Consider the following 26,744-nt stretch of genomic DNA (forward strand, 5'->3'; position numbering starts at 1 on the left):
ATTTTTAATTTAAAAGCTCACTTTTATTAGTGTATTTATAATATTCTAAAAAATAATTAATCCCATGTCTTAGTTGTAGACATCGCAAATTTTCCTGGTCCTGTAAAAAAGATTACTAAAGCCCCTAAAGCATACAACAATAATAATTCTACTTGTAATCCTCCAGTCTCTGAAACCGCAAGTATATGTTCTGAATGCGCTAAAAGCATTGCTGTAATCATGCCTAAGAAAAATACTATAGAAGCTAACCGTGTTCTAAAACCAATTATAATTAATATAGGAGCCATTAATTCTGTAATAAAAACACCATAAGCTAATACAGATGGTATACCAACCTCTGTTAGCATATGTTTAATACCTTCTAAATTACTTAATTTGGCAATACCATGGAATAGCATCAGTCCTGCAATGGCAACTCTTAACACTAATAATCCTAAATCGATATTCTTCTTCATATTTATTTTAAATTAATTATTTATTCTACATTTCTTACCAAACGCACATAGTTATAATAACGTTCTCCTCCTTCACTTGCTGGTCCGTTTTCATGTTTTGTATCAAATCGTACTGCACCTGCCCCATGAAAGTCTAAACCTTCATTGTTTACTGCACGTCCAAAAGCCACATACCATGCATAATAAAAAGGTTTACCCTTTTGAAATCTTGCAGAAGTACTAGACCAAAAATAAGGATAATCTAGATCATTATTCTCGTTTGTGATTTCTGAAATATTAAATATTGGATCTATAGCGGGACCTTCTTTTGAAACATCTTGAGCTCCAGGTGCATAATTATAATCTACTATACCTTGTAATTCTTTAATATTAGGTAAACGCCAATCTGAATATCCTGCCAATTCGGAACCTTCTGCATACAGTAAGGCATGTTTCCAATCTAGACCTTTTCCGCTATCATCTTTAGCCCACATTAGTCCCGTTGCATTATCTGTAATGGTTTCATTTCCGTTATCTACAAAATTGTTAATTCCATAGGTATTACCACGAACCGCACGCACATGTTTTAACATCGGGTTACCAGTTGGTCGTTCTCCATTTCCTGGAGGTGGAGGTCTATTTTCATCGCGTTTTTCTCCTTCTTGACCTTGAGGTTTTTGATTTCCTGGAGGTGGTCCTTTACGGTCTCCTTTATCTTTGGGTTCTTCTCCCGGATAGGCTTTAATATGTCCTGTGGCATGGTTTACACCAAATGCTGCAGCATATTGCCCTTCTTCTGTATGACCAACATATGGATTATCTGCCCAATATTGCTCACTTTTATCGACATATTTATTATTAACTAGTGAAAAATATGTGGTATCTATATACGGCCAACCTTCACTAAAATCGCTAATAGAATATAATTCTTTAGCTGTTGGCATTCTCCAATCGTTATAACCGCCAAGTTCTAAATTTTCGGCATAATCTTTTGCTCCTTGCCAATTAAAACCATCTGATGTTGGAATTTCTTCCCACATTAATCCTGTGTTTTTGTCGGTAATTGTTCCATTCCCATTTTTGGTATAAGCCATTGTTTTACCTTTTAAATAATTGGCATCTTGACCATAAAGGGAATCTCCTGGTTTTAATCCTTCCAAGATCTCACCATCTTCACCATACGCTACCACCTGCCCTGTTGCTATTTGTACATAGTTGTTGCTACCAGTATCGCTTTTAACAGTTTTATTTGTTGCATTGTTATCCTTACAAGATTGTGCTACTAAGCTACACAGTAACACGATAAAAAACACCTTTGAAATTGTATTGTATTTAAATGTTTTCATAATTTAAAATTTATGTATTAACGTTAATTCTATTCAACATTTCTAACTAATCTTACATAATTATTAATTCTAATAGCATCTGCAGCATTTACAGATTCTAATAAATAATCTTCACTCTTTCCTGATTTTGGATCTGAACGCTGTGCTCCTGCACCATGCCAATCATAATAGGTTGTGGCAGTACTATTATCTTTGCTATAGGCTTTTCCAAACGCAATATAACAAGCAGTGTATTTAAAATCTCCTTGGGTAGTACTGGTCCAAAACCAACTGTCTTTATTTGTGCATATAAACACACTTTCATCTATAGCAGGAATTGTTTTTTTATTGTAATCTACTATACTTTGCAACTCTTTGGTATTTGGTAATCTCCAATCTGAATATCCTGCTAGCGTACTATTTTTAGCATAGTTTAGTGCCTCTTTCCAATTATACGTTTGTCCATCATCAGCTTGTTGCCACATTAACCCTGTAGCTTTATCGGTTACTGTTCCATCATTATTTGCTTCAAAATCATTACCACCATATACCTTTTCTTTTCCGCGTACAGCCCTAATATAATTTCCAGGATTTCTTACACCGCTTTCTCCATTATAATACAAACCCGTTTCGTATGCTTTTATATGTCCGTCTGCAAAATTAAATCCGAAAGCCCCTTCTATTCCTATATTTTGAATTGGACCTTTCACATATTTAGTACTTGACCAATATTGTCCGGCATAAGGCATTCTTTCATCATATTCAAAATCGAAATAATTGGTATCTATATATGGTTTAGACAGTGATAAATCTTTCGGATTAAGTTCGCCATTTGAATTAAGAAGTGAATACAATTCTTTGATAGTAGGCAACCTCCAGTCTGTATAACCTCCTATTTCCAATTCGTCTACATATGTAAATGCATCGTAAAAATTATGACGCTTATTATCTGGTGTTTTCTGCCACATTAACCCTGTATTTAAATCGGTAACCGTACCATCTTTATTATCTTTATAAGCAGAAGCGATACCTGTATATTGTGCATCTTGACCATAATAATCCTGATACTTTTCAGGTTTAGAAATGACTTTACCATCGTTATCATAAAACACATCTTGCCCTGTATCTGTTAGCACAAAATGAATATCATCATTTACTATGGTATTATTTTGCTTTTTTGAAGTTTCACACCCCATAAAGACTAATAAAACACCGAAAATCCAGATTATAATTATGCTTGTTTTCATAAGATTATAATTTTCAATAAAAATTCACATAAAACTTTACTCGTAACGTAGGGCTGTAATCGGATCTAGAGCTGCTGCTTTTCTTGCTGGATACCAACCGAAAAATATACCTGTTACCGCACAAACTGCAAACGAAATAATGATGGAATACAGTGCTACACTAGTAGGCCAATGCAAAAACTTTTCTATAAATACCGTAGCACTAAGTCCTAAAAGAACTCCTAATACACCTCCTGTAATACTTATTAAAATAGCTTCAATTAAAAACTGCATTAATATGTCTGAGCCTTTACCACCAACGGCCATTCGTAATCCAATTTCTTTAGTACGTTCTTTTACCGATACATACATAATATTCATAATTCCAATACCTCCAATTAACAACGAGATACTCGCGACTGCCACTAAAAGTATAGTTAGCATTTCGCTAGTTGAACTAAAGGTTGAAATAAGTTCTTCCATAGAACGTACTGTAAAATCATCATCTTCATCATCTGCTAATTTGTGTTGTTCTCTCATAATAGCAGTAATTTGTGTTACTGCCTCTGGAGCATCTTCTTCACTTATAGCAGATGCCATGATTTGATGTAAAAAAGTTATGGCTAAAATACGCTTCTGTACGGTTGTATACGGTGCTATAACGACATCATCCTGATCTTGACCAAAAGTATTTTCCCCCTTTTCTTCTAACACACCAATAACTTTAAACGGAATATTATTAAAACGTATCATTTGTCCTACAGGTTCTTCTCCGTCAGGAAACACATTATCTACAACAGTTTGACCAATTAATACGACTTTAGAAGCCGATTTAACTTCGGCTTCGGTAAACATACTTCCGCTTTGTAAGCCTAAAACCTTAATATCTAAATATTCTGGATTTACACCATAAATGGTGGATGGCCAGTTGTTTGCTCCACTAATAACTTGACCACTACCATTTACCACAGGTGTTATATAACTTAACATGGTTGTTTGTTCTTTAATTGCTAAGTAATCGTCAAACTTTAAGCTTTCCATTGTACTTGCATCTTGTCTTACCCCACCACGCACATCTGCTCCAGGTCTAATAGTAACCATATTAGATCCCATACTAGATATAGTTTCTCTTATGCTCTCTTTAGACCCCTCACCAATAGCTAACATGGCAATAACCGAAGCTACACCAATAATTATCCCTAACATAGTTAATAAGGTTCGTACTTTATTAAGTACAATAGCCTTATAAGCGATTTTTAATAAGTTTAATAATCTCATAATTAATGATCTTCTTTAGGTAATTTTGCTAATTCTGCTGCTGCAGATAAAATGGTATCATTCATCTCGTCTTTTATAACATGACCATCTTTTAAAACAATGGTTCTGCTACTAAACATAGCGATATCGGGTTCGTGAGTCACGAAGGTTATTGTAATACCTTGCGTTTTATTTAGTTCCTGAAATAATGACATAATCTCGTAAGATGTACGTGTATCTAAATTTCCGGTAGCTTCATCGGCAAGAATCATCACCGGGTTATTTACAAGTGCTCTTGCAATAGCTACACGTTGTTGCTGACCTCCTGAGAGCTGAGATGGTGTATGATGTATTCTATCTGCCAAACCAACCATTTCTAAAGCATTTAGAGCCCGTTTTCTACGTTCTTCTGTAGAGACCTTACTGTTATATAATAATGGAAGTTCTACATTTTCTATTGCTGATGTTCGTGCCAATAAATTATACGATTGAAAAATAAATCCTATTTTTTCATTTCTAATTGTAGCCAACTCATTTTTACTTAAGTCTTTTACAGATACTCCATCTATTTCATACACACCTGATGTGGGTTGATCTAAACATCCTAAGATATTTAACATGGTACTTTTACCAGACCCACTAGATCCCATTATAGTCACAAACTGACCTTCTTCTATGGTAAACGAAATGCCTTTTAAAGCATGAACAGTTTCAGTTCCCATAGTGAACTCACGCTTTAAATCTTGAATTTTTATAATTTTTTTAGACATGATTATTTCTTTTTAGATCCTGGTGGTTTTGGCATAAACGGACTCTCTGAGGAACTACCTGCTTCAGGTAATTCTGCATTATTTTCAGCTTTTAAACTGTAAACTAATTGATCGCCTTCGTTAATTCCTTCTAAAATTTGAACATTTACACCATCGCTGGCACCTAACTTAATTGCTTTTGGAGATATCATTCCATTATCTTGTAATACCCAAACCTCTGCGGTACTATCATCTTCATCGTCTACAGACCTTGGCTTTGCTCCTTCTTCTTCATCTTCTGGATGCACCATTACAATTTGATGTTGTGAATCGTAAGCTTCCATAATTGGAGGAGATGGTTTAAAGTTTATTGCTTTTGCTTCTAGAGTTAACACATCTTTTAATTCCAAAGTATATATAGAAATTGTTGTTGTAAGTCCTGGTTTTAACTTAAGATCTGGATTATCGGCTTTAATAATTACAGTGTAAGTAATCACATTAGACGATTCTGTATAATCTAAACGGACTTGAGTTATGGTACCTTCAAATATTTTTCCAACATACGCATCTACTGTAAACGTTACACGTTGTCCTTCTGTAACATTTCCTATATCAGCCTCATCAACATCTGCTTCAACTTGCATTTCTTTTAAATCCTGTGCAATAGTGAATAAGGTTGGCGTACTATAACTTGAAGCTACAGTTTGACCTTCGTCTATTTCTCTAGATAATACAACACCATCTATAGGTGAATAAATATTAGCATAACCTAAATTAGTTTTTGCAGATTGTAAGTCTGATAAACGCTGAATTACTGTTCCTTTTGCTGTTTCGTAATTATAAGTGGCATCATCAAAATCTGATTTACTAATCACTTTATTATCAAACAATGTTTTTTGTCTGTTATAAATGGTTTGCATATAATTTCTCTGACTAACCGCATTATCGTAAGACGCCTGTGCTTGCGTTAAAGCTGCTTTCAAGTTTGTTTTATCTAACTCGGCAATAAGCTGACCTTCTTTTACAACACTATTATAATCTACATATATTTTTTCTACAACTCCAGAAACTTGCGTTCCTACATCTACCTGATTAATAGGCTCTATTGTTCCGGTGGCAGTAACCAAAGTGGTTACATCTCCTTTTTTAGCTGTAACTGTTTTAGCTTCTATTAGTACCGTTTTATCACTACTAATAAAACTATAAGCGACTATGGCAACTACCACAGCAACAATGCTAATTATTATGATTTTCTTTTTCGTTTTCATGTTGTTTTATAGTTTAATGTCGTTTCCTTGATAAAATTGAAGTAATTGGTGATATAAAATGTTTAAGTATTTAGCTTGAATATAATTTTGCTGTGCTGCCGTAAATGTGTTTTGATTGATAATTAAATCTGTTGTACTTAGCGCTCCCAACTCATATTTAATTTTTGCTAAATTATAAGACTGTAATGCAGCTTCTTGAGAGGCTTTGGCTGCAATAATTTGTTCTTGAGCCGATAGTGCGTTTTGGTAAGCTGTTTCTACTTTTTTATAAATGTCTTTCTCTGTAGATTGCTTCTCTATTTCGGACTTTTCAATATTAATTTCGGCAGTTTTTACAGCTGCTTTAGTTTCATTTCTATTGAAAATTGGTATAGATAAACTTAACCCAATGCTTTGATTAAAGTTAACATCTAACTGTCTAGAAAAATTAATATCAGAAATACTAGTATATCCAGACCCTAAGGTTCCTACTAACGATAACGTTGGTAAATATGCCCCTTTTGCAACATCTAAATCTTTTTCTTTAATAGCAATATCTAAATCGCTTGCACTTACCTCTGGTAATACTTTTAACGCTTTATAATAGATACTCATTTTATCCATTTCTAGATTAACCAATTCCATATTATCGTCTATAACCTCAACTTCCAAAGTGTCTTCTGGTCTTAATTCTAATAATTGTTTAAGCGTAATAATGTATTGTTGATAATTATTTTTTGCTGTAATTACATTGTATTTATTTGTAGCTGCCTGCGATTGTGCTTCTGTATAATCGTTTAAAGCAATTGATCCCGCATCTAAACGTGCTTTAGACCGTGCAACTTCTGTTAGTGATGCTTTTAAATTACTTTCTGCAATAGCAATACCTTCTTTAGAATACAACAGTTGCAAGTAATTTTCTAGTATGCTAATAATTATATTATTTTTGGCTTCTTCTACCAAAAACGAACTCTGATCTATAAGTAATTTGTTCTGTTTAATTTGATTAGATATCTGACCTCCTTGATATAAAGTCATCGAACTGGTCACCCCTATATTTGATGAATAAATCTGATCGGTTACATAATCGCTTGTAATAGGATCGATTGAATTACCGTTAGAAAAATTTTGAGATGCACTACCAAATAGGTTTGGTAATCTAGAAGATTTAGCCTTGTCGTAAGCAACTTCAGAAATATTTTTATTTAAATCTGCATCTTTAACAGTGATGTTATTTTCTATAGCATAATCGATACAATCTTCCAAAGACCATATTTTAGGTTTGCTAATAGTATCGTTTGTTTGTGCAGATGCTATTACCACACTAAAAAAGCATAATAAGTGTAAAACTATTTTCATTATTTTGAATGTGTTATTAATTTACACTCCAAAATTGATGTTTATCTCTTATGATATAGAATATAATAGAAGTTTGCCGTTTTTCACTATACGAAAACGGCTATTTTAATGATGATTTTTTTTAGAAATGAATGAAATCAAAAAAAGCTCTAGATAAACTAGAGCTTTGATATATAAAATTATAAAGATGATTTTTTTCTTATTTTTTATAAATTCACTTTTATAATTTAAGAAAGCATCGTCATTTTATTCACTGTAAACACATCAAGTTTACCGTCTGTGGCTTCTGTAAACGCTTTAAAATGAACGGTGTTTAAATGAGAATTAAGCGCCTCTTCATCGTCCCAATTCTCATAGACCACAAAACTATTTAAATCTGTATTATCTTGGAGTAAATTGTAATTAATACACCCTTTATCGTGTATTGAAGCATCTACTAGTTTTAAAAGTTCTGTTTTTACACATTCAGTATGTTCAGTTTTCGCGACTATTTTAGCGACTATTGTTAATTGATTTTTCATGATATATGTTTTATGATTTCAAAGATATTGTCGAAAATTCTTTCAAATTATTGAATAAATAAAGCTAAACGTGTATAAACAAATATGTTATACATGTAGCTTAATTAGAGTAGTCGACAATCTTAATATTTAGGAATAAATTTACGAGTAATTTCAGTAAAACGGTTCATTTCTCTAGTAATTTAGATACAAATCACGCTTTGTTTTCTATAAGATTAAACCGATTTCTTCAGTCTTATTACCTCCTTTAAGAAGATTACAATCATGATAAGAATAAAAAATGCAAATGGTAAAGATGTGATAATAAGTAATTTTGATACCGTTCCTAATACATCAATATCGGGTTTTACATTCCCTAAAAGCACTAATGCAATGGTGGCTAATACTATAAAAACAGACCAGATTACTCGATGTTTTTTATTGGGATCTTTAGACCCATTATCGGTAAACATACTCAGTACAAAAACCGCTGAATCTACAGAGGTAACTAAAAAACTAATTAGTAATAAGATGGTTGTAAGATTCAGAACAGATGCAAATGGGTAATGCTGAAAGAACACAAAAATGGATGAGAATACATTGCCAAATTCATTAGAATAGGCATCCATACCTTCAATAATCTGAAAGGCCGATGTGCCAAATACCGAAAACCAAAAGAAAGTCCCTAGAGACGGAATAATTAAGACACCCAATAATAATTGGCGCAAGGTACGTCCTTTAGATATTCGAGCAATAAAAATGCCTGTAAAAGGTGCCCAGGCCAACCAAAATGCCCAATAGTAAAAGGTCCAATCTGTTAAAAAAGCAATTCCAGGATTATAATCGCCTAAAGCCAAACTCATAGGAATAAAATCTATAATATAGTGAAACGTACTTTCTACAAATGCATTAAGAATGGCGAACATATCGCTTGTTATAAATACAAAAAGTAGAATACATAACGTGATTATAATGTTTAATTTAGAAAATAATTTGATGCCTTTATTTACACCTTGCCATGCAGAATAGCAAGCAATGCACGAAATTGCAATGCATAGAAATATTATTGTTTTTAACCCTAATTCTGTATTAAATACATGATTTAATCCGCCTTTAATCTGAGTGGTACCTAAACCAATTGCAGCTACGAGTCCGAAAACGGTTGTGATAATAGTAATCACATCCACAGATTTCCTAACGATCTTACTTTCTATTTCATCTTCTACTGTGGCGCTAATACGCACATGTTTACGTTTTACATATAGTGCATATCCAACAACCATAGCAAAGAGTGCATAAAAAGCCCAAGCTGTTAAGCCCCATTGGTAAAAGGTATACTCTAGCGCTAAATTTTCTGCTGACAAATCTGATGAATATGGCGGATGCTGTTGCATAAACACAGGCTCTTGAACGGCACGCAATAAAATACCAGATCCCATTCCTGCACTATACAACATGGCTATCCATGCCCAAAGAGAATGTTCGGGTTTTGCCTCCATCGCTCCTAATTTTATAGTTCCTAGAGGAGAAACGGCCACTGCTAATAATAAAAGCACACATCCGAAACCTAGATATAAATAAAAATATCCGAAATAATTTCTAACCCATAAAGAAGCCTCCTCTATAGCGTTATAACTCGATTCTGTTGCAAAAAACACAATTAACGTACAGATAAATATTATACTAATCGACAGTGTTAAAATGGCATGTTTTTGTAAAGACTTAAATATCAAACTTGATTATTTTTTAATTAAAAGTAGGCAATTGTTTTAATATCCAAAATTTAAATCAATTTACTCTAAATTATAGTACAAGGTGTTTGCGTATGTAAATACCATAAAAAAAACACGAACCCCAGTTAAGATTCGTGTTTTTTTATTTAATTTATTATGTGCTTAAAACAGACTTATTATGCCGTTTCAACAATACGTTTAGATTTTCTATAAATATATTTAGGAAAAATGTTACGTTTTGCAAAACGACTCACTTTATCACTATTAATCATTTTAATATAAACTGGCTTTGTAACACCAAAGTATTCGTAAGTAGAACCATCTTGAAACGTAATTTCTAACACTAAATTATTCCACTGAAAATCTGTAACTCCAGAATTAATAGTTTCAGTATACACTTCTAAGTTAGCTGCTTTTGTTTCAGGAGCAATACTTACAAGAAAATGATAACCATCTGTAATTTTACGAGTCTTTGCTTCTGCTTCTTCCACTAACGGATCTCCAGATTGAAATTTGTCTGGATGCCATTCCTTTGCAAGGTTACGATACTGCTTCTTTAAAGTCTTTAAATCTGCGTTCTTATCAACTTCAAAAAGTTTTCTGTATTCCGTTATGCGTTTCATATTCAATTATTTTTTGAAGCGGCAAAAGTACATCTTAATATTTTAGTATACATCATCTTTTTAAAATAAAAAATAACTATAAATCAGTGTGTTACTAAATCATTACTTCTAAATTAAATCTACAATATATAAATACGTACTTTTTTCTTTTTAAGGCGTGAATTATTTAAGGTTGAAACCAAGTGGTCTGCCATACTTTTAGGTACAGCAACAAAGGCACAGTCTTGTTTAAGTTCTATAGCTCCTAACTGGTCTTTTTTTAATCCCCCTTGTTTAAAAAATAATCCTGCTATATCGCCTTTCGAAATTTTATCTTTTCGTCCGCCAGAAATAAATAATGTTTCCCAAAACTGAGGTTGAAATGGTACTTTTTTAGAAATATCTATAGGCTTATCTTTCGCTATAAATTCAGGTAATTGCTCGTTGTTCCATTTTAACACATAAGCTGTACCTTTTGCGTTTACGCGCGCAGTTCTTCCGTTTCTATGAGTAAACTCTTCAACAGCGTGTGGTAATTCGTAATGGATAATAAAATCTAATTCCGGGATATCTATACCACGAGCAGCTAAATCGGTTGCTAATAACACCTGACTTGTTCCGTTTCTAAACGTAATTAAAGCACGTTCTCTATCTTTTTGTTCCATACCACCAGAAAAACAAGAATGACTAATTCTTTTTTTCCGGAGTGCTTCACTTACATTTTCAATACTATCTCTTAAATTACAGAACACAATTCCCTGTTTAGGCCCGATATGCAACAGTAAATCGATAAGTGTTTGTTCTTTATCTTGTGTAGGAGACACTACGGTTTTAATAGATAATTTTGAAGCTACTTTTGCTTTTAAAAAGTCAAGAATCACAGGCTGATGTAACTTTACAAAATTAGGAATATTAACGCCCTGAGTTGCAGAAGTTAATACACGTTTGTTAATATTTGGCAACTGATTTAAAATACCACGCATTTCTTCTTCAAAACCTTGTTCTAAAGATTTATCGAATTCGTCTAAAATAAGATTCAAAATAGATTCTCTAGAAAAACGATTCGCACTAAAATGGTCTAAAATACGTCCTGGAGTTCCTATTAAAATAGCAGGTGTATGTTTAATTTCAATTTTATCTTTAGACATTGGGCGTCCTCCATATACGGCATTCACCTTAAATCCTGTTCCCATTTCGCGAATTACTTGTTCTATTTGTATAGCTAATTCTCGTGTTGGGACTACTATTAATGCCTGTATTTCATTTACTTCAGGATCTAACATTTTTATTATAGGTAATAAAAACGCTAAGGTTTTTCCTGTACCTGTTGGCGAAAGGATAACCGTATTTGTTGCATTTTCAATAGCTAAAAGCGCTTGTTCCTGCATAGGATTTAGCGCTTTGATATTTAGTTTATTTAAAATATCTTGTTGTTCTTTTAAAAAATTTGCCATTGAAATTATTTGTTTTTTTTCTTTTTAGAAGGTTCTTCTTTTGAAACAACTCCTGTATGTTCTGTGATATATTGTGCTAAAATTTTATCGATTAACTCGTCTTTAGTCAAGTGATGAAATGTGGTATGTATTTTATTTCTAAACGTTTCAGACACATTACGATTAGGCTTTGTTTTAAATATTTTGTTAGCCCAAATTAAAGCATTACTTTCCTCGATAGTCTGCGCATCTGCTTTCTTTAATTCAGAAAAAGATATGCCTAATTCATTCTCAAAATCTGCAATATCTTGTACTTCTTCTTCTTGTAAGATGGTTAATGATAATCCCTTTGCTCCTGCTCTAGCAGTTCTTCCGCTACGGTGTACATAAGTATCGTAAACATCTGGTAAATGGTAATTAATTACAAAGGCTACATCTTTAACATCAATTCCACGAGCAGCCAAATCTGTGGCTACTAAAAGATCGATATACCCTTCTCTAAATTGTCCCATTACACGGTCACGAATGCCTTGAGTTAAACTCCCATGAATAGCTCCTGAAGAGAATTTATTAATCGCTAAATTTTTAGCTAACTTGTTAACTGCTGCTTTAGTTTTACAGAAAATAATTCCGCGTTGTCCTTCTTTAGACTTTAAAAAATGAAGTAAAACTTCTAATTTTTCAATGGGTTCTACAACTATATATTGATGATCGATACCTTGATGACCAACCGTTTCCATATCTGCTTCTACTTGAACCACATGTTTAGACATATAATTCTGAATAAGCTGCTTTATGGTTCCTGGCATAGTCGCTGTAAATAATAATGTACGGCGTGTTTTGGGAATTTCCTTAATAATAAGATCTAAATCTTCTTTAAGCGCGCTCACCATTTCATCTGCTTCATCTAAAATAAAATAAGAAATGTGTTTAATATCAATCGCATTACGTTTCACTAAATCGACCAAACGTCCTGGCGTAGCAATAACAATTTGTGTAGCTGTTTTTAAACGTTCTATTTGAGGTTTTATAGGAATTCCTCCACACACTGAAGTAATTGAAATTTCTGGACTATGCACTGCCAAGGCAGTTAAATTAGCAAATATTTGTTGTCCTAATTCCCGTGTTGGCGCTAAGATTAATCCTTGAATATTAGAATTTTCTGTATTTATTAATTGTAATAAAGGCAGTCCGAAAGCAGCCGTTTTACCAGTTCCTGTTTTTGCTAAAGCAACAACATCTTTAGTGTCGTTTAAAATTAAAGGAATGGTTTTGGTTTGAATATCTGTAGGTACAGTAATATTTAAATCGGTTAAACTTTGAAGCAAAGCATCTTGGATTCCTAATTTAGAAAAGGATTTTGACATATTGTAATTTTCTGCAAAGATAACTACACTTTTCTCGGGAATGGTTGCAATTTTAATTTATTCGGTATTTCTACATTTTAATATTAATTATTAAAAGTTTTTAGAAGAATTAGATTTAAGTCATTATAGTATATAATACTAAAGGGCTCGTTTTATAATAAAACAAACCCTTTATAGCTAATAGTTGAATTATATATTTATGGGAGAACAAATACATATTTCAGTTTTGTTAATATTTTATACTAGAATTAACTACATCTGTAATCAATATTACATTACGAAGATCATTATATATTGTGTAGTATATGGTAGTATTCAACGATCACCCTTATCTTTTAAGTGAATTCTAGTATACTTTAAGTAAAGAGCTAATTTCATGTGTATAATCGTACCATTATTAGCCATCCATTCATTTTAAAATACTTTAATTTGTATTCAAAACCTGATTAACAAGTTACAATTGAAGTAAATAAAAGAGATTACACACTAATGAATAAATTAAAACGCTTTAGTTTTCAGATTGTATTATTACTTACCATATGGCTTATTTTATGGTCTGGGCAATTTTGGGCAACTCATTTTTTATTAGAAAATGCCTCAGCTTTTGTAGCGCAAATTATAGCGATGCTATTACTTATTTTTTTTGCTGCACCTAAATATTTATTCACTAAAAAATACATGATTTTTATAGGAGTTTCTATATTAATATTGGTACTGGTAACTTTAGCAGCATCTTATTTTACGCCTCAAAATGTACTACCAAGTCCACACCCAAGAGGTTTAGGTTTTGGCCCTGGACTATTAGAAGGCCCAGAAGGACCAGATCCTCGCAGACCAAATGCTCAATTTCTTACTCAAAATTTACTTATTGTTTTATCTTATATTTTATCAACTGTTATAGAGGTTGTGTATTACAATCAGAAAAATGAAGAAGCCTTAATAAAAAGTAAAGCACAAACCTTAAACACTGAGCTTAAATTATTAAAATCTCAAATTAATCCGCATTTCCTATTCAATGCTTTGAATAACATTTATGCCCTTTCGGGTATAGATACAGAAAAGACACAAAAGAGCATTAGTTACCTCTCGGATATGTTGCGTTATGTATTATACGAGTGTGAACAGCCAGAAGTTTCGCTTCAAAAGGAAATGGATTATATAGATAACTATATTAAATTATTTAGATTAAAAAGCAGTAAAATATACCCGATTACTACATATTTTAATGTGTCTTCTTCAAATATCATGTTATCTCCTATGCTTTTAATACCGTTTGTAGAAAATGCCTTTAAACATTCTAATATTGAAAAAATTAAAGATACATTTATAACCATTTATATTGAAACTGGTGCGCATTGCATTCTCTTTAAAATAGAAAATAGCATACCAGAAGCGCCTATTAATAAAGATGCTTTAGGCGGAATTGGTTTAGAAAATGTAAAAAAACGTTTGGCTATCTTATATCCTAATAGTCATGATTTAAAAATAACAACTGTAAATAATACATTTAGTGTGTCTTTAAAATTAGAAAAAAATGTATAAATGTTTAATTATTGATGACGAAGAATTGGCCAGAACTTTATTGGATGGCTATGTAAAAAAACTTGATTTTTTAGAATTATGTGGCAGTTTTGAAAGTCCTTTAGACGCCATGGTTACCCTAAAAAAAGAAACAATTGATGTAATCTTTCTGGACATACAAATGCCTGATTTAAAAGGAACCGATTTTGCAAAATTGATACCTGCACATACTAAAATTATTTTTACAACAGCATATTCAGATTATGCCATTCAAGGTTTTGAACTAGACGCACTAGATTATTTATTAAAACCAATCACTTTCGAGCGTTTTTTAAAAGCCGTGAATAAACTAAAGTCAGGTACAATACAATTACCAAAACCCAAGTCTGAATACATTACCGTTAAATCGGGTTACGATTTACATAAAATTAAATTAGAAGATATTATTTATATAGAAAGTGACAGCGAATATGTAGTGTTTCATCTTAATGGTAGAAAAATTATGAGCTACCAATCTTTAAAATCTCTTGAAAAAACCTTACCTACATCCCTATTCTTAAGAGTACATAGATCTTATATTGTTAACACACATAAAGTTACAGGGTTAAAAAGTCGTGATTTATTATTAAATGACATTATGATTCCTGTAAGTGATTCGTATTACGATACTGTAAAATCACAATTGTTTTAAATGATACGTTATATTAATATTAGTGTTTAATACTTTTTTTAAATCTTGAAAAGAGAACCATTTTCTTCTTTGAATTAATAAAATATACACCAGTTAATAAAACACCACCAGCAATTATAGATTGTAAACTCACATTTTCATCTAAAACATACCATCCTAATACTAAAGCTATCACCGGATTTACATAAGCAGAAGTTGCTACTTTTTCTGTAGATACTTCTTTTAAAAGAAAATTAAAAGCTGTAAAAGCGACTATACTTCCAAATAATACAAGCAAAACCATAGCCGTTTGTGCTCTTGTACTCCATTCTAACGGACTCGTCCAAGTTTCTCCTAAAGCTAAACTTCCTAACAATAAAATGGCGCCAGCAGTTAGCATTTGATACCCCGTTGTAACAAAAAAATGAGATGGCAAATTAGATTTAGACACAAAAATGCTTGCAAAACTTATCCCAATAACACAAGTAAATATAACGACTATTCCTATAGTACTTTCTCTTGTTAAACTTAAAGTGTCCTGACTAATTAGTAAATACATACCTACCATTCCGAAACCAACACCTAACAACGATTTAGGTTGTATTTTCTTACCTTGTAATATGCGCATTAAAAAAATAACGAATAGTGGTTGCGTGGCTACTATTAATGCTGCAAAACCGCTATCTACATATTTTAGTGCCCACACAAAAACACCATTTCCGTAAACTAGGAATAAAAAACCAGCAATAACACAATTTATAAATTGAGCTCTAGTAACTTGCATTGGAAGTTTTAAAGCTCTAGAAATAATCATAATTAAAGTTCCTGCACTTAAAAAACGAATAGCAGCTAATAAAAAAGGAGCAACTTCTGTAACTACTATTTTATTCATTAAATATGTAGATCCCCAAATAACATAAATGGCGAAAAAAGAAAGTATAATTAGTATGCCTTTTCGAGGTTTACTCATAAAATAAGACTTGGGTTAATGTGAAAATTAAGTAAACAATATTATGAATATAAAACTAAAAAGCAGTCTATTGTATCGTGAAAAAAATATTAAAAATATGAACACAAATTAACCTTTAAAAGAGCTATCTAGATAGCTTAAAAACAATTAAATTCACTAATAACAGACTATAAAAATTTCAAATACTTAAAATATAGGCGTGATTTTTGATTAATTTTATAGATTAATTAAATTTCATGAATACAACTGAACACGCCCTACAAGAACGCATTAAAGAATTAACTTGTTTATACGAGGTTTCTTCCATAATTGCAAATGCCAATTACGAACAAATTGATGATATTTTTTATGCCATTTCTTTTAGTTTAAAAAAAGCATTTCAGTATCCAGAACATACCGAAATTTGTATTCAGTATGATACAATATGTGTAGAAACAGGACAGACAAATTCTAATTCTCCAAAAATTACAGGACTTATAAAACTGTTTAATATTAAAAACGGGTGCATTATAGCAAGGTATTCGTCTGAAACTTTAATAGAAAATTCTTTTCTAGACGAAGAACAGCAGTTACTTAATAACGTAGCCTTAAAATTAGGAAACTTATTAGAGCGTTTTCAAATTATAAAAAATGAAGCCTCTTTAAAACGCCAAATGGAACGTAACGATCGTTTAAATATTTTAGGGGAAATTACCGCTGGAATTGCTCACGAATTAAACACGCCACTTGCCAATATTCTTGGTTTTGCAGAATTATTACAACCAAAAATAACAAATGCAGAAGAATCCAAAGATTTAAATAAAATTATTAATAGTGCAATGTATGCACGAGAAGTTGTAAAAAAACTCATGTTTTTTGCTTGTGAAATGCCTCAAGAAATGGTCACGGTAAACATTGTGCCTGTCATTAAAGATGCTTTAGGTTTATTGGAACCTAGTTTCAGAAAAAATCAAGTAAAATATATAGTAAAAATAGACAGTCAGGAAATTAATATTAAAGTCGATACAATTCAACTAACTCAGATTATTTTCAATTTAATAATAAATGCCATTTACTATTCTAAACCAAGCGATTTAGTCACGATTGAAGTGATTGAAACCAAACAAAACATGTGTTTAAAAATAACCGATCAAGGAGAAGGTGTTTCTAATGAAAACTTAGATAAAATTTTTCAACCCTTCTTTACAACTAAACCTGTTGGATGCGGTACTGGCTTAGGTTTAAGCGTAGTTCATGGTATAGTAGCAAGCCACAAAGGCACTATTTTTGTTGAAAACAATACACCTAAAGGAGCGTCATTTATTGTTAATTTACCAAAACATCATTAATCATGGGCCTATTAAAAGAAAACATATTACTTGTAGATGATGATATTCATATCTTAGAATTACTTCAGCGTCACTTACAAGCTTTACAATACCATACTTTTAAAGCTTTATCGGTAAAAGAGGCTGTTACCATTTTAAAAGACACTAAAATTGATGTGTTAATTACAGACTTAAATATGCCTGAAATTGATGGTTTCGAACTCTTAAAATTTACATCAGAGCATTACCCAAAAACAGGAAAACTAGTCATAACAGGCTTCCCTTCTATTCAAGATTCATTAACCGTAATAAAATCTGGAGTGGTTGAATATTTGACTAAACCATTTACTAAAAATGAATTAATTAATGCTTTAAATAAAACCTTAGCACAAAATAAATATCAGTCTTCAAACAATAAAAAAATCAACATTTTAACTGATGGAACCTATGGTGAAATTATAGGAAAATCTACCGGTATAAAACATGTTATTCAACTTATAGAACGAGTAAAAAACAATAAAGCAACTGTGTTTATTTCTGGCGAAAGTGGTACAGGAAAAGAACTTGTAGCGCGTTCTATTCATTACCAAGGTCAGTTTTCTAAAGGCCCTTTTATAGCTGTAAATTGTGGTGGTATACCAGAAAACCTTCTAGAAGCAGAACTCTTTGGTTATGTAAAAGGTGCCTTCACGGGAGCAGATACTAATAGAAACGGATTTTTTCAAGCGGCCAATGGTGGTACTATTTTTTTAGATGAAATAGGCAATGCTTCATTAGCTGTACAATCGCGATTACTTCGTGTGCTTCAGGAAAAAGAAGTAATAAAAGTAGGGGCTCAAAAGGCTGAAAAAATAGATTTAAGAATTATTACAGCAACTAATAGTAATCTTAAAGAGATGATAAAAAACAAATCATTCAGAGAAGATTTATATTATCGTTTAACCGTTGTTGAGATTGATGTGCCACCGCTAAGAAATAGACCGGAAGATATATCGCTTCTAGCAGATAAATTTTTATATAAATACGGACTAGAATATAAAGACAGAATTGCAAAAATGGATCCTGATGTTATTCCTATTTTAGAACGTTATAATTGGCCTGGTAATATTAGAGAGTTAGAAAACATATTGCAACGTGCAATTATATTAAGTGATAAAACGGTAACCGTAGAAGTGTTACCTGAATCTTTAAAATATAATATCTCTTTTTCTGAATCCCATTTTATTCCGCTTAAAGACATGGAAAAACAATATATTTTAAAAGTACTTCGTGCTTGTAATAACAATAAAACAAGAGCAGCAGAATTACTTCAAATTAATAGAAAAACGTTAAGAGAAAAGCTAAAAGATTAATAGTCTTGTTTTGGTTAAAAATTACTCGTACGGGTAATTTTGTACCAGTCACATAAAATTGTAGTCTTATTATTTTTACACAAAACCCCTTTAAAAACAAGTGTTTTAAAGGGGTTTCTTCTTTTTGTTCTAGCCTTAAAATGGTAATGGCATAACACTTGCCTTTACCTTATTACAAATAGAATTATACACTATGAAAAAAACAATATATAGTATCTGTACAGAATGTGTGCATTGTAATGCTTGTGTTTTAACCACACAAAAAGAAAAAGTGTCGTCGTGTAGTGAGTTCGAAAGTGCACTCTTCTTAGAGATGGCAAACAGACCAAAACAAAAAACTAAAACAACTGATCCATGTTATTAATTTCAGTTTTAAATATTTTAATATGATTACAAAAGATATACAATTACCAGTAAAAAAAAACGAGTCAGGTATGGTTGCAAACGTGATTGAACAGTTTAATAAAGCAGCCGACCACATCTATTTAAACCCGAATATTCGACGCATTCTAAATGTGACTAATAATGAAATCATCATCCATTTTCCTGTAAAAATGGATAATGGTGATGTAGAAATTATTACCGGATATCGTGTGCAACACAATAATGCATTAGGTCCATACAAAGGTGGGTTACGATATCATGAAACTGTAGATATTGATGCAGCAAAAGCTTTAGCCATGTGGATGACTTGGAAAACATCTTTGGCGGGCTTACCATATGGAGGAGCTAAAGGAGGAATAAAAATTAACCCAAAACTATATTCTCAATCAGAATTGGAACGTATTACACGTCGTTTTACATATGCATTAGGAGATAACATCGGACCAGAGCACGACATTCCTGCTCCCGATGTAAATACAAATGCACAAACAATGGCCTGGATTGCAGATACATATATGTCTACTAAAAGCCCTTCCGAGCGTTCAAGATACCAGCACGTAGTTACGGGAAAACCTGTAGGTTCTGGAGGTATTGAAGGCCGTGATCGTTCTACAGGATACGGGGTGTTTTTAACCATTAAATTATGGGCTGAAAAACAACAGGTATCACTTAAAGGTAAAACTTTTATTGTTCAAGGTTTTGGAAATGTAGGGTATTGGGCATCTTATTTTATGGAACAAGAAGGAGCCGTATTAATTGGTGTTCAAGATGCATTTGCAAGTATTTACAAATCAGAAGGCTTAAACGTTAAACAACTTCAAACACATGTTACAAATAATGAAGGAAGCGTTAATAATTTTGCAGATTCAATAGCAATTGCTAAGGAAGATTTCTTCGGAATAGACTGTGACATTATAATTCCTGCTGCCTTAGGAAATCAAATTACAGCAGACAATGCACATAAAATTAAAGCTAAACTTATTGCTGAAGGAGCAAACGGCCCTACAAATGTAGAAGGAGAACGAATACTATTAGAAAACGGCGTAGAAATTATTCCAGACATACTTTGTAATTCTGGTGGTGTAATAGGAAGTTATTTTGAATGGCTACAAAACAGAAACGGTGAACTTTGGCATATGGACGAAGTGATTCTTAAACTTGAAAAAGTACTTAAAGGATCTTTTAATAGAGTATATGATTATGCTCTAACAGAAGGCGTAGACACACGTACAGCAGCATTTTGTTTAGCAATTCAGCGAATCGAAAAAGCATATATACAACGTGGAATTTTTCCATAATAAAAAAATTAAAATGAAATACGGAAAATTAATTCTAGAAAAAAAAGAGTATGTGTTTTTAAAACGCATACTTAACCTTACGGGGTATTCTAAAGATATTGAAACAAAAAAATCATTACAAAAATTAAGTCATGAACTCCTAGAAGCAGATATTGTAGATCTGGAAGCTATGCCAAATGATGTTATTCGTTTTAACAGTATTGTTACGGTAGAGCAAGGTAATTGGCAGAAAACAATACAAATTGTTATTCCGCAAAATAAAGACTTTAAACAAAATAAAATTTCAATTCTTACACCAATGGGTTCTGCCCTATTTGGGTATGCCGAAGGTGATTATATTACTTGGGAATTTCCTAATGGGACTAAAGAATTAAAAATTGTAACCGTAGAACAAGAATACAACTATAGTGGTTTAGACATTGTAATTTAATGCTTATGAATGTATATTATTTAGACATCAACAGGAGTTATACGCAGCAACAAAGTGCTCGAGAGTTAGAATTTTGGATTATACATTTAAAAAATATTAAGAAAGAATTAGACCTTTTTTATTCTGAAATAAATCAGACTAAACATCTTTTAATAGAGAAGGCTATTTTATTACAAACTTCTAAAATCAATTCCATTTTAAAAGCAATTCAAAATTATAAAGAATTCAGAGATTGGATGCATAATGATAATTTACAAAATAGCATGGCTTTTATGTATGAACATAACAAACACAAAAACAAGTATTTACAACTAACAAAAGAATATAAAATATTTAGATCTAAACTTACACAATAATAACAAATTCAATGTTCCAATCTAATCCTATAAATACGCAAATGCATTATAAAGTAGATGAAAATAGACGCCTGTTTATAAAAAAAGACATTCAAGAAATTTCGCAATGGACAGACGACTTAGAATACAAAAACATAGAAATTAATGCGTTTAGTATGCTAAACAGACAACTTATAATGAGTGAAAAAATTCAACAATCAATTCAACAGTTTAGACGTCGTAATACACTTACTATGGGAGAATTGTGTAAATACGAACAACATTTACGTCAAGAATTAGAATTTGGAAAAAATGAATATGATATAAATCGCGCTAAGCTTCACGAAAAGAGACGCGTTGAATATATCTTACTCACAAAAGAATATCGTGCACTTAAAACAGATATTTATAATCAATTAACACAGTACAAACGTAAATAATTAAAATAACCTTAGACTAAGATTTAGCTTTTTCAAGTGCTAATTTCTTAGTCTTTTTTCCTTTATAAATAATATTTGCAATTAGTGAAGCAATGATTAATAAAATACCAAATAGCGACCAAAACGGATAAGATTCATTAAAGATTGTAATTCCTAAAATCATTGTAAAAATAACTTCAACATATTTAATAGGTGCAACTTGATTGGTTTGTGCATTCTGGAATGCTTTGGTCATTAATAACTGTCCAAAATACCCAAACACACCAAGTAATCCTAAAAATAACCATTGTAAACCTACTGGGGTTACCCAGTTATTAATAGTTAGTAATCCTCCAACTATTGTCGAAATAATCATAAAATAATTCACAACAACAACAGGATGTTCCGACTTACCTATTTTACTAATTATAATATATACTAATCCGCTAAATACAGCTGCAATAAGGATTAAAGTTAGTCCAAAGGTATCTAAATCAGAATCAAACCCTTTCAAAATAACAACACCTAAAAAAGCTAGAACAAAGAATATCCATTGTAACGGGAATATCTTTTCTTTTAAAATTAATACTGCAAAAATAGCAGCGAAAATAGGTGCTAAATATCTTAATGAAACGGCTGTACCAATAGGTAAATACTTAGTAGACATGAAAAATAAAGACATGGATGTTACACCAACAATACCTCTTAAAATCAGTAATTTATTATTTTTACCAACTAATGGAATCTTATTTTTTAATAAATATCCAAAAGTAAAAAACAACGATCCTAACGATCTAAAAAACACAATTTGAAAAGCCCCAATATTATCTAAATATTTTACAGCGCCGTTCATACATGCAAAAGCTAAAGTACTTAGCAGCATTAATTTTATGGAATCTTTTAATTGCATATTGCTAGATCGTTTAATTTCAGAATTCATTCAATTCTAAAAATTTGAAGTCGCAAAAATATACATTTATCAGAAGAATTATATCTTAAAGCTATACGATTTCGTTATACTAAATATTTATACAATTTATTTCCACCACTGCATAGATGTTTTACTTGTATTTTCAATAATTATAGGAGCTCCAATACGAGGAGTAACTAATTCTAAATGTTGTTTTTTAGCAGCTTGCACTAAACGTTCTACGGGTTCTGTCCATTCGTGCATGGCTAATTTAAAAGCACCCCAATGTATAGGCATCATCTGTTTTGCTTTAATATCTATTGCCGCTTGAACTGTTTCTTCTGGATACATATGTATTTCGTGCCATAAAGTATTGTACTGCCCACACTCAATCATAGCAAAATCAAATGGGCCATATTTTTCACCGATCTCTTTAAAATGAGATCCATAACCACTATCGCCACTAAAGAAAATATGGTCTTTTTCAGAATTTATAATCCAAGAACTCCACAATGTTTTTCCTTTATCACTTAAACCTCTACCTGAAAAATGTTGAGCCGGTGTGCACACAAATTTTAAATCCTGAAAAGCAATAGCTTCCCACCAATCTAATTCATGAATTATATCTTTAGAAACACCCCAAGATTCTAAATGTGCTCCCACACCTAAAGGCGTATAAAAAGCATTAACTTTTTCTTTAAGTTTTGTTATACTTCCATAATCTAAATGATCGTAATGATCATGAGAAATTATTACAGCATCTATAGTTGGTAAATCTTCAATAGTAATTGGTAAACGATCACTAAATCGTTTTGTTCCTAACATGGGATGCGGTGCAGGAACATCTCCAAACATGGGATCAATCAATATATTTTTTGAATTGATTTGAAGTAAAAAAGCAGAATGTCCAAACCAAAATAAGCGTGTTTTTCCCGTATAATTTTGTAAATCTGAAGGTATAATGATTTCTACCTGAATTGGATGACTTGGAGCAGTCCCTTTCGGAGCATTGAAATATTGCACAAGACTTTTACCAAAATCTTTCACTCCCATTTTCAGGTCTATATTTCCATTATTTATAAACTTACCATCTACATAATGCTTGGTTAGTGCAAACTTTTTTTCGCGTTCTGCGGTTTGTTTCCCACCAAATTCAGGACTCATATTTAAAAATAAAAAAGTTCCTAATACTAATATTAGTAAACCTAAACCTATTATAACAACCATTCTTTTAATTATTTTTTTAAACATATTTATTGCAACGTCAATTTTTAACCGAATTTTTATTCGATTATTTTTCAAATTTTTTAATTCTTTACAGCATCCCAAGCTAATAAGAACATGGTGTTTATATCTTCTTCTTGTAATTGTAACAGTTTAGAATCTATTAATTTTATGGTTTCTGTTAAGAATGCACCTAACAAAGCTGATAAAATAGTGTTATCTACATCTTTAATTAGCCCTTGTTGTTTTCCTTCATCTAATAAATCTAAAATAAAAGATGATTTTAAATGTCTTATATGTTCTGGAATCATATCAAAATAAGGCGATTGCTTTACTTGAGTAATAAAGCTCATTTCTTTTCGATTATTTATACCGAAATTGATATAAAACACCCAAATAGCTTTAAACTTTAACTTATACGGCAAATCTTGTTTTAATTGATTCTGACTAATATTGGTAATGTTTTTAAGCAAGTCTGTGGCAATCGAACTAATTAAATCGTCTTTACTTTTAAAATAGACATATAATGTTGAGGGAGAAATATCTACCTTTTTGGCAATATGTGCCATTTTTACACCAGCAAAACCTTTAGCATACACTATCGCTATAGTTTCATTAATGATGGCTTCTCGTTTTAATTCGTCTTTTAATTTCACATTACAAATGTATATAATTAATCGAATAAATATTCGTTTAACATAAAATAAAAAACTCGAGACGTGAATCCCGAGTTTAAATATAATGGTTAATGTATTATACCATTTTAAAATCTAATAACAATTCACCTTCTATAGAAGCTTGTAACTGATCGCCTTTATGTATCTGACCTGTACCGTAAGCTGGTGTTCCTGTAAAGATTAAGTCTCCTGGTTCTAAAGTAAAATACTTGGAAACGAATGCGATAATTTCTTCAAAAGTGTAAATAATTAAACTCGTATTTCCTTCTTGAACTGTTTCTCCATTAATTTTTAAATCGAAATTAATGTTTTTAAGATCAGAAAAATTAGAAACCGCTTTAACTGGAGATATTGGAGCTGCTCCATCAAAACCTTTAGCTAAATCCCAAGGACCTTTACCTTCTCTTACATCGTTTAAAACATCTTTAGCTGTATAGTCTATACCAACTGCAATTCCAGAAATATAAGATGCAGCATCTGCTTCTGCTATATTTTTACCCGTTTTTCCTATTTCTAAAACTAATTCTACTTCGTAAGCTAAATTTTCTGTAAACGAAGGATATTCTACGTCTTTATTATCTTTAGATAAACTTGATTCTGGTTTAGAGAAAATAAGTTGTTTACCGCTTTTTGCTGTGGTTTTTAAATCTTCAGCATTAAGAACATAATTTTTACCAATTGCTAGTATTTTCATGTGTTTGTATATTTAATATATATTTATTTTTTATTAATCTAATAAGTTATCCTGTTCATCGCCAGGAAGTTCTAATGCTTTAACCGATTGAATAGCGTTTCCAGCAATGCCTTTAATAGAGCCATACATATCGATGGTATTTGTTACTACTTTTTCTATTTGCTTTTCGCGTTGTTTCCAAATGCGTTGCATAGAACGTTTTTCACTATCTAAATCGGATTTCATTTGTGTAAAACCTTCAACAATGGCTTCTATTTGCATTCTAAAAGTAGTGCTAGTCAGGTAATCGTAAAGCAAATCCATTTTATCTCCCTTATTATCTTGAGCAACTATAGCACGGTTTAACTGAATAATAGATTCTCGGAGTACAGCACAAAGTCCTTTAAACTCTTCGTAATTACAAATCCATATTCCATCTCGTAATCCTAAACGGTCCATATCAGACGGCATTACTTCGGTAACTAACACACCTATATTTGCACCACGATCGCGAATATCTGCTTTAAATTTTTCTATCCAACTGGGTTGAAAATCTTTGGTTCGTTTACTTTCATAATATATAGAGCCACAATTCTGATCGGTTCTAGTGTGTACAATTTGAATGCAATCTCCGCCACGAGCACCTTTTTTTATTTCTTCAATAGTATCTAGTGGAAACTTAGCTGCCAACCACTCTTCTATTGCTAATTCTTGAGCCTCACCTTGCAATTGCATAGACCCTTGCTCCTGCTTACGCTTCATTTCTTCGGTCAGTTTCTTTTGGGCTTCAAGTTGCATTTGCATTTCTTTAAAACGCAATTCGTTTTTATCTTCTTCAGCTTTTCTTATTTTTTCCTTTTCGGTTAATAAGGTTTCACTTAGTTGTTTTTGAGCATCAGCTTCAGCTTGAGCTTTTAATTCACCTTTTTCACGTTTTAATTTTTCAATTTCAGCTTTAGAACGATTTAATTCTTTGACTTGTTCAGACTTTTCATTTAACTCGGTTTGTAAGGCTTTAAATTGTTCAGACTGTTCTTCGGTGATTTTATGTTTAACTCTTATTTCTATCTGACGTTTTTCCTCTTTTAAAGCAGATTCTAAACGATTTTGGAATAATTCGTTTTCTTTTTTCTTCTTCTCTTCAAAAGCAGCACGCTCTTTAGTTAATTGCTCTTGACTGGCATCGTATCGTTTTTTTTCTTGAGCTAATTGGGCTTGATACTTTTGTTTGATTTCATCTTCTAATTGATGCGATAATATATCTTGTACATCGATAGTCGTACCACAATTGGGACATTTAATTTGTGATTCTTGTTTCATATATACATTTATATTATGGAGT

At 31.7% G+C, this 26,744-nt stretch carries 27 protein-coding genes; 9 read left to right on the forward strand and 18 right to left on the reverse strand.

All coding sequences use genetic code 11. From position 1 onward, the window contains the following. Positions 1–56: 56 nt before the first annotated feature. The 12 genes from Q1B05_RS11850 to Q1B05_RS11905 form a co-directional block, all read right to left on the reverse strand. Complete coding sequence (locus tag Q1B05_RS11850; protein ID WP_299780916.1) at positions 57–455, reverse strand: DoxX family protein; 399 nt, start codon at positions 453–455, stop codon at positions 57–59. A 20-nt stretch (positions 456–475) separates the two neighbouring features. Next, positions 476–1,780, reverse strand: a complete 1,305-nt coding sequence (locus tag Q1B05_RS11855; protein ID WP_299780918.1) for a DUF1566 domain-containing protein — start codon at positions 1,778–1,780, stop codon at positions 476–478. A gap of 29 nt (positions 1,781–1,809) precedes the next feature. Then, complete coding sequence (locus Q1B05_RS11860) at positions 1,810–3,006, reverse strand: DUF1566 domain-containing protein (RefSeq protein WP_299780920.1); 1,197 nt, start codon at positions 3,004–3,006, stop codon at positions 1,810–1,812. 36 nt (positions 3,007–3,042) lie between these two features. Next, a complete protein-coding gene (locus Q1B05_RS11865; RefSeq protein WP_299780921.1) occupies positions 3,043–4,263 on the reverse strand; it encodes an ABC transporter permease in 1,221 nt (406 codons plus the stop codon). A 2-nt stretch (positions 4,264–4,265) separates the two neighbouring features. Beyond that, a complete protein-coding gene (locus Q1B05_RS11870; protein WP_299780923.1) occupies positions 4,266–5,012 on the reverse strand; it encodes an ABC transporter ATP-binding protein in 747 nt (248 codons plus the stop codon). 2 nt (positions 5,013–5,014) lie between these two features. Next, positions 5,015–6,259 carry an efflux RND transporter periplasmic adaptor subunit gene (locus Q1B05_RS11875; protein ID WP_299780925.1) on the reverse strand — a complete coding sequence of 415 codons (1,245 nt, stop codon included), beginning with the start codon at positions 6,257–6,259 and terminating at the stop codon, positions 5,015–5,017. A 6-nt stretch (positions 6,260–6,265) separates the two neighbouring features. Further along, positions 6,266–7,597 (reverse strand): TolC family protein, encoded by a 1,332-nt coding sequence (locus tag Q1B05_RS11880; protein ID WP_299780927.1) that lies wholly within the window; start codon positions 7,595–7,597, stop codon positions 6,266–6,268. A gap of 227 nt (positions 7,598–7,824) precedes the next feature. Further along, positions 7,825–8,118, reverse strand: coding sequence for a putative quinol monooxygenase (locus Q1B05_RS11885; protein WP_299780929.1), 294 nt, complete (start codon positions 8,116–8,118; stop codon positions 7,825–7,827). A gap of 215 nt (positions 8,119–8,333) precedes the next feature. Continuing rightward, on the reverse strand, positions 8,334–9,830 hold the full coding sequence (locus tag Q1B05_RS11890) for a BCCT family transporter (protein ID WP_299780931.1): 1,497 nt from the start codon (positions 9,828–9,830) through the stop codon (positions 8,334–8,336). Between the two features lie 176 nt (positions 9,831–10,006). Continuing rightward, on the reverse strand, positions 10,007–10,453 hold the full coding sequence (locus Q1B05_RS11895) for a KTSC domain-containing protein (protein WP_299780933.1): 447 nt from the start codon (positions 10,451–10,453) through the stop codon (positions 10,007–10,009). Positions 10,454–10,572: 119 nt separating this feature from the next. Further along, positions 10,573–11,886 (reverse strand): DEAD/DEAH box helicase, encoded by a 1,314-nt coding sequence (locus Q1B05_RS11900; protein WP_299780935.1) that lies wholly within the window; start codon positions 11,884–11,886, stop codon positions 10,573–10,575. Between the two features lie 5 nt (positions 11,887–11,891). Then, entirely contained in the window at positions 11,892–13,232 is a 1,341-nt protein-coding gene (locus tag Q1B05_RS11905; RefSeq protein WP_299780937.1) for a DEAD/DEAH box helicase, read from the reverse strand. Positions 13,233–13,721: 489 nt separating this feature from the next. On the opposite strand from Q1B05_RS11905, the gene Q1B05_RS11910 reads away from it, so the two are divergent. Both Q1B05_RS11910 and Q1B05_RS11915 read left to right on the forward strand, forming a co-directional pair. After that, complete coding sequence (locus tag Q1B05_RS11910; RefSeq protein WP_299780940.1) at positions 13,722–14,774, forward strand: histidine kinase; 1,053 nt, start codon at positions 13,722–13,724, stop codon at positions 14,772–14,774. Then, positions 14,767–15,444 (forward strand): LytTR family DNA-binding domain-containing protein, encoded by a 678-nt coding sequence (locus tag Q1B05_RS11915; RefSeq protein WP_299780942.1) that lies wholly within the window; start codon positions 14,767–14,769, stop codon positions 15,442–15,444. Before Q1B05_RS11910 ends, Q1B05_RS11915 begins: the two co-directional genes overlap by 8 nt. Positions 15,445–15,463: 19 nt before the next feature. On the opposite strand, the gene Q1B05_RS11920 is transcribed toward Q1B05_RS11915, so the two are convergent. Continuing rightward, positions 15,464–16,393, reverse strand: a complete 930-nt coding sequence (locus tag Q1B05_RS11920) for an EamA family transporter (RefSeq protein WP_299780944.1) — start codon at positions 16,391–16,393, stop codon at positions 15,464–15,466. 236 nt (positions 16,394–16,629) lie between these two features. On the opposite strand from Q1B05_RS11920, the gene Q1B05_RS11925 reads away from it, so the two are divergent. The 7 genes from Q1B05_RS11925 (at position 16,630) to Q1B05_RS11955 (ending at position 21,939) form a co-directional block, all read left to right on the forward strand. After that, positions 16,630–17,721, forward strand: a complete 1,092-nt coding sequence (locus tag Q1B05_RS11925) for a HAMP domain-containing sensor histidine kinase (protein ID WP_299780946.1) — start codon at positions 16,630–16,632, stop codon at positions 17,719–17,721. Positions 17,722–17,723: 2 nt separating this feature from the next. Next, entirely contained in the window at positions 17,724–19,052 is a 1,329-nt protein-coding gene (locus Q1B05_RS11930; protein ID WP_299780947.1) for a sigma-54 dependent transcriptional regulator, read from the forward strand. A gap of 193 nt (positions 19,053–19,245) precedes the next feature. Next, on the forward strand, positions 19,246–19,416 hold the full coding sequence (locus Q1B05_RS11935; protein WP_299780948.1) for a hypothetical protein: 171 nt from the start codon (positions 19,246–19,248) through the stop codon (positions 19,414–19,416). A 22-nt stretch (positions 19,417–19,438) separates the two neighbouring features. After that, positions 19,439–20,734, forward strand: a complete 1,296-nt coding sequence (locus tag Q1B05_RS11940; RefSeq protein ID WP_299780950.1) for a Glu/Leu/Phe/Val dehydrogenase — start codon at positions 19,439–19,441, stop codon at positions 20,732–20,734. A gap of 13 nt (positions 20,735–20,747) precedes the next feature. Next, positions 20,748–21,164, forward strand: coding sequence for a GreA/GreB family elongation factor (locus Q1B05_RS11945; RefSeq protein ID WP_299780952.1), 417 nt, complete (start codon positions 20,748–20,750; stop codon positions 21,162–21,164). 5 nt (positions 21,165–21,169) lie between these two features. Then, on the forward strand, positions 21,170–21,520 hold the full coding sequence (locus Q1B05_RS11950) for a hypothetical protein (protein WP_299780954.1): 351 nt from the start codon (positions 21,170–21,172) through the stop codon (positions 21,518–21,520). An 11-nt stretch (positions 21,521–21,531) separates the two neighbouring features. Then, positions 21,532–21,939, forward strand: a complete 408-nt coding sequence (locus Q1B05_RS11955; protein WP_299780955.1) for a hypothetical protein — start codon at positions 21,532–21,534, stop codon at positions 21,937–21,939. A gap of 16 nt (positions 21,940–21,955) precedes the next feature. Here Q1B05_RS11955 and Q1B05_RS11960 read toward each other — a convergent pair whose 3' ends face one another. The 5 genes from Q1B05_RS11960 to Q1B05_RS11980 all read right to left on the reverse strand — a co-directional run bounded on the left by Q1B05_RS11960 (position 21,956) and on the right by Q1B05_RS11980 (position 26,722). After that, positions 21,956–22,858, reverse strand: coding sequence for a DMT family transporter (locus Q1B05_RS11960; protein ID WP_299780957.1), 903 nt, complete (start codon positions 22,856–22,858; stop codon positions 21,956–21,958). A gap of 96 nt (positions 22,859–22,954) precedes the next feature. Continuing rightward, on the reverse strand, positions 22,955–24,055 hold the full coding sequence (locus Q1B05_RS11965) for an MBL fold metallo-hydrolase (RefSeq protein WP_299780959.1): 1,101 nt from the start codon (positions 24,053–24,055) through the stop codon (positions 22,955–22,957). A gap of 80 nt (positions 24,056–24,135) precedes the next feature. After that, positions 24,136–24,708 carry a TetR/AcrR family transcriptional regulator gene (locus tag Q1B05_RS11970; protein ID WP_299780961.1) on the reverse strand — a complete coding sequence of 191 codons (573 nt, stop codon included), beginning with the start codon at positions 24,706–24,708 and terminating at the stop codon, positions 24,136–24,138. 97 nt (positions 24,709–24,805) lie between these two features. Continuing rightward, positions 24,806–25,423 (reverse strand): fumarylacetoacetate hydrolase family protein, encoded by a 618-nt coding sequence (locus tag Q1B05_RS11975; protein ID WP_299780963.1) that lies wholly within the window; start codon positions 25,421–25,423, stop codon positions 24,806–24,808. Between the two features lie 33 nt (positions 25,424–25,456). Next, positions 25,457–26,722, reverse strand: a complete 1,266-nt coding sequence (locus tag Q1B05_RS11980; protein ID WP_299780965.1) for a DUF2130 domain-containing protein — start codon at positions 26,720–26,722, stop codon at positions 25,457–25,459. Positions 26,723–26,744: the final 22 nt, after the last annotated feature.

This window comes from uncultured Formosa sp. (assembly GCF_947500765.1).
Lineage (GTDB): Bacteria > Bacteroidota > Bacteroidia > Flavobacteriales > Flavobacteriaceae > Formosa.